At 64.4% G+C, this 14613-nt stretch carries 9 protein-coding genes; 8 read left to right on the top strand and 1 reads right to left on the bottom strand.

Annotated features, from left to right (window positions below; translation table 11 throughout):
• Positions 1-59 precede the first annotated feature (59 nt).
• Positions 60-356, top strand: a complete 297-nt coding sequence (locus tag HBA99_RS19715) for a hypothetical protein (RefSeq protein ID WP_070952068.1) — start codon at positions 60-62, stop codon at positions 354-356.
• Between the two features lie 7 nt (positions 357-363).
• Here HBA99_RS19715 and HBA99_RS19710 read toward each other — a convergent pair whose 3' ends face one another.
• On the bottom strand, positions 364-1119 hold the full coding sequence (locus HBA99_RS19710) for a TetR/AcrR family transcriptional regulator (RefSeq protein WP_081347684.1): 756 nt from the start codon (positions 1117-1119) through the stop codon (positions 364-366).
• A gap of 49 nt (positions 1120-1168) precedes the next feature.
• Here HBA99_RS19710 and HBA99_RS19705 point away from each other — a divergent pair, with 49 nt between their 5' ends.
• From HBA99_RS19705 to HBA99_RS19675, 7 genes are all read left to right on the top strand, one after another.
• The gene (locus HBA99_RS19705; RefSeq protein WP_070952069.1) at positions 1169-2662 is read left to right on the top strand and encodes a carotenoid oxygenase family protein; all 1494 of its coding nucleotides are present in this window, start codon (positions 1169-1171) and stop codon (positions 2660-2662) included.
• Positions 2640-3218 (top strand): nitroreductase family deazaflavin-dependent oxidoreductase, encoded by a 579-nt coding sequence (locus tag HBA99_RS19700; RefSeq protein ID WP_081347685.1) that lies wholly within the window; start codon positions 2640-2642, stop codon positions 3216-3218. The genes HBA99_RS19705 and HBA99_RS19700 overlap by 23 nt, the downstream gene beginning before the upstream one ends.
• A 51-nt stretch (positions 3219-3269) precedes the next feature.
• Complete coding sequence (locus HBA99_RS19695) at positions 3270-3866, top strand: DUF4126 domain-containing protein (RefSeq protein ID WP_070952070.1); 597 nt, start codon at positions 3270-3272, stop codon at positions 3864-3866.
• 81 nt (positions 3867-3947) lie between these two features.
• Positions 3948-5318 (top strand): MFS transporter, encoded by a 1371-nt coding sequence (locus HBA99_RS19690; RefSeq protein WP_070952071.1) that lies wholly within the window; start codon positions 3948-3950, stop codon positions 5316-5318.
• Positions 5319-5521: 203 nt separating this feature from the next.
• The gene (locus HBA99_RS19685) at positions 5522-6649 is read left to right on the top strand and encodes an ABC transporter ATP-binding protein (protein WP_070952449.1); all 1128 of its coding nucleotides are present in this window, start codon (positions 5522-5524) and stop codon (positions 6647-6649) included.
• A gap of 459 nt (positions 6650-7108) precedes the next feature.
• Entirely contained in the window at positions 7109-10624 is a 3516-nt protein-coding gene (gene rpoB / locus HBA99_RS19680) for a DNA-directed RNA polymerase subunit beta (RefSeq protein ID WP_109394871.1), read from the top strand.
• A gap of 35 nt (positions 10625-10659) precedes the next feature.
• Complete coding sequence (locus tag HBA99_RS19675) at positions 10660-14607, top strand: DNA-directed RNA polymerase subunit beta' (protein WP_030096649.1); 3948 nt, start codon at positions 10660-10662, stop codon at positions 14605-14607.
• The last annotated feature ends 6 nt before the right edge of the window (positions 14608-14613 follow it).

The following is a 14613-nucleotide window of genomic DNA, read 5'->3' as shown; positions in this document are numbered from 1 at the left end:
CCTGGGAGTCTTCGGACTTCCGGGGGCCGGTTTCGTTTTCACCCCGCACACTCGATTCCGTGATCGTCTCTCTGCTCATCGGCGTGAGCTGCTTCCTGCTGCTCCTCGCGGTGCTTCGCGCCCGGCGTCGTCGCACGCCCGAGGCGGTCGCACCCACACCGCGAACGCGGACGTCCACCGATGACGAGCTGCGCAGGCAACTGCTAACGCGTCTTGCCCGGGATATGCGAGCTCCCACCGCGACAGCGGTCCGTGCGGTGGCGGCCCTGCGGGATACCGCGGTGTCGGCACCGGCACCGACCACCGTGCCGATTAGCCACGAAGATCCCGACGAATTGTCCTGGGCGCCGCTCTAGATCGGCGCTAGGCCAGCGCGGCGATTCGGGCTGCGGCGTTGGCGGCCGAGCTGCTGAGCTGTTCGGGCGTATCGCCCAGTGCGATCAGCAGATCCGTGGTCATGGAGCCCAGTACCGGGCCGACCGCAGCGCCGTCTTCGCCCCAGAATCCGGCCAGTTCCAGCATGACAAACCCGTGCATGATGGTCCAGAACTTGGCGGCGGTCGCGGCGACCTTCGCGGCGTCGTCGGGTGAGCCGTCGATCCGGCCCGCGGCCATGGCGCGCTGCACGCTGCGATAGAGCTGTGTGGCGCTGGAGTGCTGGGGTGTCAGGTGCACGGTGTTGAACATGTTGCGGCTGGGGGCGTTGATGCCGTGCGCGCTCGTGACGCCGAACATCAGTCGGTACATGTGCGGGTGGTCGATGGCGAACTGGCGATAGACCATGCCCGTCACCATGAAATCGGCGATGGGGTCGCCGGTCTGGGGCACGTCGGACTGTGCTGCGGCGAACTGGCGCAGGCCTTCCTCGGCTACCTCGGCGATGAGCTCGCTCATGCCACCGAAATAGGTGTAGACCGCCATGGTGGAGGTGCCGGCGGCAGCGGCGATCTTCCGCGTCTGCAGTGCATCGGGGCCCTGCTCGTTCAGCAGCTGCACTGCCGCGGATACCAGGTCGACCCGGGGATTGCGTGCGCCGGCCCGGTCGTTTCCCTGACTGTTTCGCGGTATGGATGAGCTCATGGTCTTGCCATGTTCGCACAACGGGAGTAGATTCACCATAACGGCGTAATAACGATGTTATGCCAGCCAGTCAGCCCTGGAGGACACGATGACCGCCACAGTCCAGCCCACCGCCGTGGAGAGCTTGTATCTGACCGGAGTCTGGGAGCCGGTTCAGCAGGAAGTGACAAGTACCGACCTGAAAGTCACCGGCACCATTCCGGACTACCTGGATGGGCGCTACCTGCGTAACGGTCCCAACCCGGCCGCCGAGGTGGACCCCGCGACCTACCACCTGTTCAGCGGCGATGCGATGGTGCACGGCCTGTCGTTACGCGACGGGAAGGCGCAGTGGTACCGCAATCGCTGGGTGCGCACCGCGTCGGTGCGCAAGGCATTGGGGGAGGCGGCGGTCGCCGTCGGTACCTCGGCCGGCACATCGCTGATCGGACCCAACACCAATGCGCTCAGTCATGCCGGTCGCACCCTGGCGTTGGTGGAGGGCGGTATCGCCAACTACGAGCTCACCGAGGAGCTGGATACCGTCGGGACCTGCGATTTCCAGGGGACACTGCCGGGCGGATACACCGCCCACCCGAAAATTGATCCCGATACGGGTGAAATGCATGCCGTCTCATACTCTTTCGCGCGCGGGAACACCGTGCAGTATTCAGTCATCGACGTCTCGGGCAGGGCCCGCCGTACGGTTGACATCAAGGTCCACGGTTCTCCGATGATGCACGACTTCACTCTCACCGAGAAGTACGTCGTCTTCTACGACCTGCCCGTCACCCTGGACGCCTCGATGATCACCAAGTCGGTGCCAATGCCGGCGATTCTGCGCAAGCCCGCCCAGCTGGTCATGCAATCCCTGATTGGCAAGATCAAGATCCCCGGCCCGATCGCCGCCAAGGCGAGTCAACTCTCGGGGAAGTCGCCCTCGATTCCGTACTCGTGGAATCCCAAGTACCCGGCCAGAATTGGTGTGATGCCGCGTGAGGGAGGAAAATCCGATGTGCGCTGGTTCGAGATCGAGCCGTGTTACGTGTTCCACCCGCTGAACGGATACTCCGAGATGCGTGACGGCCAGGAAGTCCTGGTGATCGATCTGGTCCGTTACGACTCCATGTTCTCCGCCGACGTACTCGGCCCCAGCGATGCGCGCGGACTGCTTGACCGTTGGGTTATCAACCTGGCCAAGGGCACCGTCACCATGGAGCGTCGTGATGACCGCCATCTCGAGTTCCCCCGGATCAACGAGCAGCTGACGGGTAAGAAGCACCGGTACGGATATCTGCCCTGCATTGCCGGGGCATTCGAGTCCGACGGCAAGGTGGACGGCAGCCTGGTCAAGTTCGATTACCAGACGGGTACCGACAGCCGGACTGCGCTTGATTCGCTCGCGGTGGGTGAGATGTCGTTTGTGCCGAATCCTTCGGGAACTGCCGAAGACGATGGTGTGCTCGTCGGGTTCGGTCTCAGCGCCGGGACGTCCGACGGCAAGTTCGTGGTGCTGGACGCACAGACTCTGGAGCTTGCGGCAACGGTCGATCTGCCACAGCGAGTGCCGGCAGGATTCCATGGGAACTGGGACCCCCGCTAAGACCGTGGACGGCCCCTTGCCGGAGTCGTTGCGCTACACGGACGGACGGTACGTGTTCGAGCGGCGACCGGGACTGGACACCACGGCAGCCCCGCTGGCAGAGCGCCGGCGTTTCGCCGGGGCGCTGCACGCGATACACCGGCCATGGTTCGCGATCCGGGTGCCTCGCGGGGTGGGCATACTGACGACCATCGGCAGAAGATCCGGGAGTCCGCGCATCACGTATGTCAAGGCGGTGCGCGACGGGGATAGGACATATCTGGCCGCGATAACCGGTCGGCACACCCTGTGGGTCAAGAATATTCAGGCCAACCCTCAGGTAAGCCTGAGGCTCACCGACGGAACGTACTCCGGGGTGGCTCGGCCGATCGCACCCGGCGACCCGGTGTATGACGCGGCTCGCGAGCGATTCTGTGGTGTCGTACATCCCTTCGATTACGTCGAAAACATGTTCCACCGCACGGGCTTGCCATCGCGACGCAAGATTGTTGAACTGCATCGCGCCTGGTTCGAGGGCGGGACACCACTCGTCGTCGAACTCGACACACGCGCGTGACGCCGTCGGGAAATCGCCGCTGAAACCGCGCGATCGCGTCACACTCGTGACATGGAGATCACCTCGGCCATCAGCGCCATCCTCGGGGCGTTCGGGCTCTCGGGTGCCGCCGGACTGAACGCTTGGCTGCCGCTGCTCGCGGTGGGTGCCGCCGACCGATTCGGGTGGATCGAGCTCGGGCAGTCGTACGGCTGGCTGTCCTCCACTCCGGCGCTGATCGTCCTTGCGGTCATCTTCGTGCTCGACCTCATCGGCGACAAGATTCCGGCCCTCGACTCGGTCCTGCATGCGATCGGCACATTTATCGCACCGGCGTCGGGAGCCATTCTGTTCACCGCGGAAACGAGCCTTTCCGCGAATCTGCCACCGGCGGTAGGCGCGATTCTCGGCGCCATCACCGCCGGCAGTGTGCATGCCGGCCGAACGGTCGCACGCCCCTTTGTGACGGGCACCACTGCCGGCGTGGGGAATCCAGTGGTCTCGACCGCTGAAGACGGCACCTCGCTGGTGCTGACGATCCTCGCTTTGGCAGTGCCGATTCTTGCGTTTGTCGTGGTGCTGGTGCTTGCGGTCGCACTGGGATGGGTGGCCTTCCGGGCGATCCGCTGGGCGCGTGGCAGGCGCAGAACCGACTCGGCCAGCCCGTAGATAGCTCTCGCGATAACGGCTATCGCAGGACGAATGTGGATGGGGCTCATAGAGTGATCAAGACGAGAGAATGAAGGTGACATGAATCTGGCCGTACGGCACGTCTTTATCGCTTGCGCCGCGCTACTGGTGGCGCGGGTGACCATGCTGGACCATGGTCTGGCGGCGGTGTGGGGAGTGGACCGGGGTGACGACGCCCTCGGCACGGTGGAGTGGGCGACCGTCGCGGGTGACGTGGTAGCAGTGGTGACATTGCTTGTGTTCGCCCGGTTGGGAAATCACATTCGGCCGACGACCTTCCTGGCCGCCGGACTGGTGATCCTTGGCCTGTCGACGGCCGGGTCGTTGATACCGGGATCGGCGACACTACTTGCCTGGGTCATGCTGGTTTCGGCATTGGGCGCCGGGCTGACCGTGGTGGCCTCGATGCTGATCGTGCTGCATTCGACACCTAGACAGGGTCGCGGTCTGTCCTTGGGATTCTGGGTGGCCATGTATCCGTTGGCCATGCTGGCGGGTCAGGTTTTGGATATCAACTCGCCGCAGAACTGGCGCCCGATCACCTACGGGATCCTCGCGGCGACCGTCGTGGTGCTGGTGGTGGTTCTCACCCAGCCGCATCGCGAATTCGTCGGCACCTTCGACACCTTCGACCTCGTTGGCGCCCTGCTGTGGCTAGTGGGGGTATCCGCCCTGGCCTGGCTCCTGATCGACGAAGCCTCGCCGGTGCGCGCCGCGATCCTCGCGATCGTCGCTGTGGTGTCCTTCGGTGCGCTCTTCGCGCAGACGCGGCGCAGGGGCTCGGCGGCACTGATCGCCGCGGACGTGCTGACCCGTCCGGTTGTGCTGGCGGCACTGTTGGCCATCACCGTGCTCACCTTCCTGGTGCGGTTCGCCGACTTCGATCATGCGGCCATGTGGTGGTCGATCGATCGCGAGCAGGCACCCTCAGATACCCCCGCGTTCGCCCTCTTCGTCTCCGGACTGGTCTTGGCTCCGGTCGCCGGGTACCTCATCGACGCGGGCAAGCGCACGCTTGTCGCGGTGCTGGGCGTGGCGTTGCTGGTGGCCGGAGTGGTGGCGACCGTCATCGAACTGGATGCCGCGACGACAGAGGGCGGATTGTTACTGGGCTTGCTGCTATCCGGGGCTGGTATCGCGACGCTGGCCGTCTACCTTTTCTACGCGGTGTTCCATGGGGTTTCGCCGGTGCAGCTGACGGTGGTCGGGGGCCTGGCGGTCACAGCTTCTGCGCTGGGTGTAGTCCTCGGTCAGTTCGTTCGGCAGCGTGCAGAGGTGGATCTGCTGACCGGATACGGCCTCGCCCATCCGAGTGTCTTCGCCGATATCGTCGGGCTGATCGTCGTGCTCATCGCGCTACTGGCCGGGGCACTGCTCATCGTTGAGCGTCGACGGCATGCATCTACGGACGCGGAGCCCGCCGACAAGTAGTCGTGGACGCGAGGGCGGGCGGACTCGCGGAAGACCGGCAGTAGCGTGCAATAGACGCGTAGTGCCTGGTTATCACAGTTAGCCAGTCGACGGGCTGGTCTGGGCACAAACGCGATGCAGCTCCTGGGCATGCGCTAAAGTGATCCGAACCACAGCCTGGCCGGGTTGGTGGTGAAGTGTGCGTGTCGCGGAAGGATCGCCTGGTGGGTGCAGAAGTCTCCGTTGAGGGTTTGACCAAGTCCTTTGGTTCACAACGAATCTGGGAGAACGTCAGCCTGTCCCTGCCGCCGGGTGAAGTCAGCGTGCTGCTGGGGCCGTCCGGTACCGGTAAGTCCGTCTTCCTGAAGTCGCTGATCGGGCTGCTGCGCCCGGAGCAGGGTGCCATCTACGTCGACGGCACCAACATCATGGAGTGCTCCTCCAAGGAGCTCTATGAGATCCGCAAGCTCTTCGGTGTGATGTTCCAGGACGGCGCGCTGTTCGGCTCGATGAACCTGTACGACAACACCGCCTTCCCCTTGCGTGAGCACACCAAGAAGAAGGAATCCGAGATCCGCGACATCGTCATGCAGAAGCTTGACGTCGTGGGTCTGACCGGCCACGAGACCAAGTTTCCCGGCGAGATCTCCGGCGGTATGCGCAAGCGTGCCGGCCTGGCCCGCTCGCTGGTGCTGGATCCGCAGATCATCCTCTGTGACGAGCCGGACTCCGGGCTGGACCCGGTGCGTACCGCCTACCTGAGCCAGCTGCTCATCGACATCAATGCGCAGATCGACGCCACCATCCTGATCGTGACGCACAACATCAACATCGCCCGTACGGTGCCGGACAACATGGGCATGCTGTACCGCCGTCAGCTCGTCATGTTCGGCCCCCGTGAGGTGCTGTTGACCAGCGATGAGCCGGTGATCAAGCAGTTCCTGAACGGCCGCCGTATCGGTCCGATCGGTATGTCCGAGGAGAAGGACGAGGCCACCATGGCCGAGGAGCAGGCGCACCTCGATGCCGGACACCATGACGGTGGTGTCGAGGAGATCGAAGGCGTGCCGCCTCAGATCCAGGCCACGCCGGGTATGCCCGAGCGGGCCGCGGTCGGGCGTCGCCAGGCCCGGGTGCGCGAGATCATGCACCAGCTGCCGCCCAACGCGCAGGCCGCGATCCAGGACAGCTTCGCCGGCACCCACCAGTTTCGTGTGCACGACTTCGGTGACGAGCCCACCGGTGTCACCACCGCCACGCTGGCGCCGCCGCACGCCGAGCCGTCCACCCAGGCCATCGACACGAGCGACGACGACGCTCCCACGGGCCAGATCCCGCCCGTACGCGGGTAGTAGCAACCCGGCGAATGGCCGGGTTGATCGAGTGAGTGCGCCGTTGAGCGGGGGAGACCGCGACGGCCACATCGTGGTGGTGCGAGGCAGGCCGCCCACGTGACACCGACGTCTTGCCGAGGGTATACCGCATGCAGGTCATCACGGTCATTTGCCTGCGCCCGGTATGCGCTCGGCGTTGCGGAGAAAGAAACGCCGAAAATACTGGCGCTATCTCTTGACGGGCGGCGTGCGACGAGTCACTCTGTTTGGCAGCACGGACGTATGCGAATGCAGTGAGGCCGCCAGCCAGCACTGATCCGCGTAATTGACCGGGCAGTTGAAGGCTGCGCGATAGTACGCTATTGTTAGACGTTGCGCTGGCTGCCTCCTGCCCACCTTCCCTCGCCACGACGGTGTTCATTCGTGTTGTGATCGATCGGGTGTGTGTTTGGTCGTTGCTTGCGCAAAACATCGCAGATGCGCGGCAACACTGGAGGACCGATCTTGGCAGTCTCTCGCCAGACTAAGACCGATAACGCAACTACTAACTCCGTACCTGGGGCGCCCAGCCGACTTTCCTTCGCCAAGCTGCGTGAACCGCTCGCGGTTCCCGGCCTGCTGGATGTGCAGACGGAGTCCTTTGAATGGCTGGTTGGCTCACCCCGCTGGCGTGAGGTTGCGACTGCTCGCGGTGAGGTGAACCCGACCGGCGGCCTTGAGGAGATCCTCACGGAGCTTTCGCCGATCGAGGACTTCTCGGGCTCGATGTCGCTGTCCTTCAGCGACCCGCGCTTCGACGAGGTCAAGGCACCCGTCGACGAGTGCAAAGACAAGGACATGACGTACGCGGCTCCGCTGTTCGTCACGGCCGAGTTCATCAACAACAACACCGGCGAGATCAAGAGCCAGACGGTCTTCATGGGTGACTTCCCGATGATGACCGACATGGGCACCTTCATCATCAACGGCACCGAGCGCGTGGTCGTGTCGCAGCTCGTCCGTTCGCCCGGCGTCTACTTCGACGAGAACATCGACAAGTCGACCGAGAAGACCCTGCACAGCGTCAAGGTCATCCCCGGCCGTGGTGCATGGCTCGAGTTCGATGTCGACAAGCGCGACACCGTGGGTGTGCGCATCGATCGCAAGCGTCGTCAGCCCGTCACCGTGCTGCTGAAGGCACTCGGCTGGACCAACGAGCAGATCGTCGAGCGTTTCGGGTTCTCCGAGATCATGATGGGGACCCTGGAGAAGGACAACATCGCCGGTCCCGACGAGGCCCTGCTGGACATCTACCGCAAGCTGCGTCCGGGCGAGCCGCCGACCAAGGAGTCCGCGCAGGCGCTGCTGGAGAACCTGTTCTTCAAGGAGAAGCGTTACGACCTGGCCCGCGTGGGCCGGTACAAGGTGAACAAGAAGCTGGGTCTTGGCGGTGCCAACCCGGCCCTGGTGACTGCCACCACGCTCACCGAGGAAGACGTCGTCGCCACCATCGAGTACCTGGTGCGTCTGCACGAGGGCCAGACCACGATGACCGCCCCCGGCGGCCTCGAGGTCCCGGTCGAGGTCGACGACATCGACCACTTCGGTAACCGTCGTCTGCGTACCGTCGGCGAGCTGATCCAGAACCAGATCCGGGTCGGCCTGTCGCGTATGGAGCGCGTCGTGCGTGAGCGCATGACCACTCAGGACGTCGAGGCGATCACCCCGCAGACCCTGATCAACATCCGTCCCGTCGTGGCGGCGATCAAGGAGTTCTTCGGAACCAGCCAGCTGTCGCAGTTCATGGACCAGAACAACCCGCTGTCGGGTCTGACCCACAAGCGTCGTCTTTCGGCGCTGGGCCCCGGTGGTCTGACCCGTGACCGCGCCGGCCTTGAGGTCCGCGACGTGCACCCCTCGCACTACGGCCGCATGTGCCCGATCGAGACCCCGGAAGGCCCGAACATCGGCCTGATCGGTTCGCTGTCGGTGTACGCGCGGGTCAACCCGTTCGGCTTCATCGAGACGCCGTACCGCAAGGTGTCCGAGGGTGTCGTCACCGACGAGATCCACTACCTGACCGCCGACGAAGAGGACCGCCACGTCGTGGCACAGGCCAACTCGCCTGTGGATGCCGACGGCCGCTTCACCGAGGACAAGATCCTGGTCCGCCGTAAGGGTGGCGAGGTCGAGTTCGTCTCGGCGACCGAGGTGGACTACATGGACGTCTCGCCGCGCCAAATGGTGTCGGTCGCGACCGCCATGATCCCGTTCCTCGAGCACGACGACGCCAACCGTGCCCTCATGGGTGCCAACATGCAGCGCCAGGCGGTTCCGCTGGTGCGCAGCGAGGCCCCGCTGGTCGGTACCGGTATGGAGCTGCGTGCCGCCATCGACGCCGGCGACGTCGTCGTCGCGGAGAAGGCCGGTGTCATCGAAGAGGTGTCCGCCGACTACGTCACCGTGATGGCCGACGACGGCACCCGTCAGAGCTACCGGTTGCGCAAGTTCGCCCGTTCCAACCACGGCACCTGCGCCAACCAGAAGCCCATCGTGGACGAAGGCCAGCGGGTCGAGGTCGGTCAGGTCATCGCCGACGGTCCTTGCACCGAGAACGGCGAAATGGCCCTCGGTAAGAACCTGCTCGTGGCTGTCATGCCGTGGGAAGGCCACAACTACGAGGACGCCATCATCCTGTCCAACCGTCTGGTGGAAGAGGACGTGCTCACCTCGATTCACATCGAAGAGCACGAAATCGATGCGCGCGACACCAAGCTGGGCGCTGAGGAGATCACCCGGGACATCCCGAACGTCTCCGATGAGGTGCTGGCAGATCTCGACGAGCGCGGCATCGTTCGCATCGGCGCCGAGGTCCGCGACGGCGACATCCTCGTCGGCAAGGTCACCCCGAAGGGTGAAACCGAGCTGACCCCCGAGGAGCGCCTGCTGCGTGCCATCTTCGGTGAGAAGGCCCGCGAGGTTCGCGACACCTCCCTCAAGGTGCCGCACGGTGAGTCCGGAAAGGTCATCGGCATCCGCGTCTTCTCGCGTGATGACGACGACGACCTGCCCGCCGGCGTGAACGAGCTCGTTCGCGTGTACGTCGCGCAGAAGCGCAAGATCTCCGACGGTGACAAGCTGGCCGGACGCCACGGCAACAAGGGCGTCATCGGCAAGATCCTGCCCGTCGAGGACATGCCGTTCCTGCCCGATGGCACCCCGGTGGACATCATCCTGAACACCCACGGTGTGCCGCGTCGTATGAACATCGGCCAGATCCTGGAGACCCACCTGGGGTGGGTGGCCAAGACCGGCTGGAACATCGAGGGCAACCCCGAGTGGGCGCAGAACCTCCCCGAGGATCTGCAGTCGGCGCCGGCCGACACCCGCACGGCCACCCCGGTGTTCGACGGCGCCCGCGAGGAGGAGCTGACCGGACTGCTGTCCTCGACGCTGCCCAACCGGGACGGCGAGGTCATGGTGGACGGTGACGGCAAGGCACGGCTGTTCGACGGCCGTAGCGGTGAGCCGTTCCCGTACCCGGTGACCGTCGGCTACATGTACATCCTGAAGCTGCACCACTTGGTCGACGACAAGATTCACGCGCGTTCGACCGGGCCGTACTCGATGATCACCCAGCAGCCGCTCGGTGGTAAGGCGCAGTTCGGTGGTCAGCGATTCGGTGAGATGGAGTGCTGGGCCATGCAGGCCTACGGTGCGGCATACACGCTGCAGGAGCTGTTGACCATCAAGTCCGACGACACCGTCGGTCGCGTGAAGGTCTACGAGGCGATCGTCAAGGGCGAGAACATCCCCGAGCCGGGTATCCCGGAGTCGTTCAAGGTTCTGCTCAAGGAACTCCAGTCGCTGTGCCTGAACGTGGAGGTGCTGTCCAAGGACGGCGCTGCCATCGAAATGCGCGACGGCGACGACGAGGACCTGGAGCGCGCTGCCGCGAACCTGGGAATCAACTTGTCCCGCAACGAATCTGCGTCCATTGAGGACTTCGCCTAACCGATTTCTATCCCGCAAGGGGAAAGGGAGTTTACGTGCTGGACGTCAACTTCTTCGATGAACTCCGTATCGGCCTCGCGTCGGCGGATGACATCCGTAACTGGTCCTTCGGCGAAGTCAAGAAGCCGGAGACCATCAACTACCGCACGCTCAAGCCCGAGAAGGACGGCCTGTTCTGCGAGAAGATCTTCGGACCTACTCGCGACTGGGAGTGCTACTGCGGCAAGTACAAGCGCGTGCGCTTCAAGGGCATCATCTGTGAGCGCTGCGGCGTCGAGGTGACTCGCGCCAAGGTGCGCCGTGAGCGGATGGGCCACATCGAACTGGCCGCCCCGGTCACGCACATCTGGTACTTCAAGGGTGTTCCGTCGCGTCTCGGATACCTGCTCGACCTGGCGCCGAAGGATCTGGAAAAGATCATCTACTTCGCCGCTTACGTCATCACCGCCGTCGACGACGAGCTGCGTCACAACGAGCTCTCGACGCTTGAGGCCGAGATGGAGGTCGAGAAGAAGGCTGTCGCCGATCAGCGCGACGCCGACCTGGAGGCCCGCGCCCAGAAGCTCGAGGCCGACCTGGCCGAGCTCGAGGCCGAGGGTGCCAAGTCCGATGTGCGCCGCAAGGTGCGTGACGGCGGCGAGCGCGAGATGCGCCAGCTGCGCGATCGGTCCCAGCGTGAGCTGGACCGGCTCGACGAGATCTGGACCACCTTCACCAAGCTGGCTCCCAAGCAGCTGATCGTGGACGAGGTGCTCTACCGCGAGCTGGTGGACCGTTACGGCGAGTACTTCACCGGTGCCATGGGTGCCGAGGCCGTCCAGAAGCTCATTCAGACCTTCGATCTCGATGCCGAGGCCGAGAACCTGCGCGAGACCATCCGCAGTGGCAAGGGGCAGAAGAAGCTTCGTGCCCTCAAGCGCCTGAAGGTGGTGGCTGCGTTCCAGAACTCCACCAACAGCCCCGGTGGCATGGTGCTCGACGCGGTACCGGTGATCCCGCCGGAGCTGCGTCCGATGGTTCAGCTCGACGGTGGCCGTTTCGCGACCTCTGACCTGAACGACCTGTACCGCCGCGTGATCAACCGCAACAACCGCCTCAAGCGACTGATCGATCTGGGTGCGCCCGAGATCATCGTCAACAACGAGAAGCGGATGCTGCAGGAGTCCGTGGATGCGCTGTTCGACAATGGCCGTCGTGGACGTCCGGTCACCGGACCGGGTAACCGTCCGCTGAAGTCGCTGTCGGATCTGCTCAAGGGTAAGCAGGGCCGGTTCCGCCAGAACCTGCTCGGTAAGCGCGTTGACTACTCGGGCCGTTCGGTCATCGTGGTCGGCCCGCAGCTCAAGCTGCACCAGTGCGGTCTGCCCAAGCTGATGGCTCTGGAGCTGTTCAAGCCGTTCGTGATGAAGCGTCTGGTCGACCTGAACCACGCGCAGAACATCAAGAGCGCCAAGCGCATGGTGGAGCGTCAGCGCGCTCAGGTGTGGGATGTCCTCGAAGAGGTCATCGCCGAGCACCCGGTGCTGCTGAACCGTGCACCAACGCTGCACCGCCTGGGTATCCAGGCCTTCGAGCCGCAGCTGGTGGAAGGCAAGGCAATTCAGCTGCACCCGCTGGTGTGTGAGGCGTTCAACGCCGACTTCGACGGTGACCAGATGGCCGTGCACCTGCCGCTGTCGGCGGAGGCGCAGGCCGAGGCTCGCATCCTGATGCTGTCCTCGAACAACATCCTGTCGCCCGCGTCGGGCCGCCCGCTGGCCATGCCGCGTCTGGACATGGTGACCGGTCTGTACTTCCTGACCACCGAGGTCCCCGGCGATACCGGTGCGCATGCCCCGGCCGCCAAGGATCAGCCGGAGACCGGTGTTTACAGCTCGCCCGCCGAGGCCATCATGGCCCTGGATCGTGGCGCGCTGAGCGTGCGTGCACCGATCCGGGTGCGGCTGACGCAGCAGCGTCCGCCGGCCGAGGTCGAGGCCGAGCTGTTCGAAAACGGTTGGCAGCCAGGCGATGCCTGGGTCGCCGAGACCACGCTGGGCCGCGTGCTGTTCAACGAACTGCTGCCCCACGGGTACCCGTTCGTGAACAAGCAGATGCACAAGAAGGTGCAGTCGGCGATCATCAACGACCTCGCCGAGCGGTTCCCGATGATCGTGGTTGCGCAGACCGTCGACAAGCTCAAGGACGCCGGTTTCCACTGGGCCACGCGTTCGGGTGTCACGGTCTCGATGGCCGACGTGCTGGTGCCGCCGCAGAAGGCGGAGATCCTGGACCGCTACGAGAAGGAAGCGGAGCGGATCGAAAAGCAGTACCAGCGTGGTGCTTTGAACAACCAGGAGCGTCGCGACGCGCTGGTCAAGATCTGGCAGGAAGCCACCGACGAGGTCGGTAAGGCGCTGGAGGAGCACTACCCGGCCGACAACCCGATCACCTTGCTGCCCAAGTCCGGCGCGACCGGCAACATGACCCAGGTGCGCAACCTGGCGGGCATGAAGGGTCTGGTGACCAACCCGAAGGGTGAGTACATCCCACGGCCGATCAAGTCCTCGTTCCGTGAGGGCCTGACCGTTCTGGAGTACTTCATCAACACGCACGGCGCCCGTAAGGGTCTGGCGGACACCGCGCTTCGCACCGCTGACTCGGGTTACCTGACCCGTCGTCTGGTGGACGTCTCACAGGACGTCATCGTCCGCGAGCACGACTGCGGTACCGAGCGTGGTATCAACGTGACCATCGCCGAGAAGCAGGACGACGGCACGCTGATCCGCGACGCGCACATCGAAACCTCCGCGTACGCACGGACTCTGGCCGCTGACGCGGTGGATGCCGATGGCAACGTGCTGGTGGAGCGTGGACACGACCTGGGTGACCCGGCGATCGAGAAGCTTCTTGCCGCTGGCGTCACCACGGTCAAGGTGCGGTCGGTGCTCACCTGCACCACCGGTACCGGGGTCTGCGCGATGTGCTACGGCCGCTCGATGGCAACCGGCAAGCTCGTCGACATCGGTGAGGCGGCGGGCATCGTGGCCGCACAGTCCATCGGTGAGCCCGGTACCCAGCTGACCATGCGTACCTTCCACCAGGGTGGCGTCGGTGACGACATCACCGGTGGTCTGCCGCGTGTCACCGAGCTGTTCGAGGCGCGAGTTCCCAAGGGCAAGGCGCCAATTGCCGATGTCACCGGACGGGTTCGCCTGGAAGAGGGCGAGCGCTTCTACAAGATCACCATCATCCCGGATGACGGTGGCGAGGAAGTTGTCTACGACAAGCTCTCCAAGCGTCAGCGCCTGCGCGTCTTCAAGCACGAGGACGGTTCGGAGCGTCCGCTGGCCGATGGCGACCACGTCGAGGTCGGACAGCAGCTCATGGAGGGTGCGGCCGATCCGCACGAGGTGCTCCGTGTCATGGGCCCGCGTCAGGTGCAGGTGCACCTGGTCAACGAGGTCCAGGAGGTGTACCGCAGCCAGGGTGTGTCGATCCACGACAAGCACATCGAGGTCATCGTGCGCCAGATGCTGCGTCGCGTGACGATCATCGACTCGGGCGCAACGGAATTCCTGCCCGGCTCGCTCACCGAGCGTGGCGAGTTCGAGACCGCGAACCGTCGCGTGGTGGCCGAGGGCAACGAGCCCGCGGCTGGCCGTCCGGTGCTGATGGGTATCACCAAGGCATCGCTGGCCACCGACTCGTGGCTGTCGGCGGCGTCCTTCCAGGAGACCACTCGCGTGCTGACCGATGCGGCCATCAACTGCCGCAGCGACAGACTGAATGGTCTGAAGGAGAACGTCATCATCGGTAAGTTGATCCCGGCTGGTACCGGTATCAACCGTTACCGCAACATCTCGGTGCAACCGACCGAAGAGGCGCGGGCCGCCGCGTACACGATCCCGTCGTACGAGGATCAGTACTACAGCCCGGACTTCGGTTCCAACACCGGTGCTGCGGTGCCGCTGGACGACTACGGATACAGCGACTACCGCTAGATCGCA

It is taken from the genome of Mycobacteroides chelonae (assembly GCF_016767715.1).
GTDB classification, from domain to species: domain Bacteria; phylum Actinomycetota; class Actinomycetes; order Mycobacteriales; family Mycobacteriaceae; genus Mycobacterium; species Mycobacterium gwanakae.
This window is presented reverse-complemented; position numbering and strand designations above follow the sequence as displayed.

Bases quoted from the DNA above. Each gene is read 5' to 3' on its own strand.
- HBA99_RS19710 (WP_081347684.1), bottom strand. From the start codon at position 1,119: ATGGTGAATCTACTCCCGTTGTGCGAACATGGCAAGACCATGAGCTCA.
- HBA99_RS19705 (WP_070952069.1), top strand. From the start codon at position 1,169: ATGACCGCCACAGTCCAGCCCACCGCCGTGGAGAGCTTGTATCTGACC.
- HBA99_RS19700 (WP_081347685.1), top strand. From the start codon at position 2,640: ATGGGAACTGGGACCCCCGCTAAGACCGTGGACGGCCCCTTGCCGGAG.
- HBA99_RS19695 (WP_070952070.1), top strand. From the start codon at position 3,270: ATGGAGATCACCTCGGCCATCAGCGCCATCCTCGGGGCGTTCGGGCTC.
- HBA99_RS19690 (WP_070952071.1), top strand. From the start codon at position 3,948: ATGAATCTGGCCGTACGGCACGTCTTTATCGCTTGCGCCGCGCTACTG.
- rpoB (WP_109394871.1), top strand. From the start codon at position 7,109: ATGCGCGGCAACACTGGAGGACCGATCTTGGCAGTCTCTCGCCAGACT.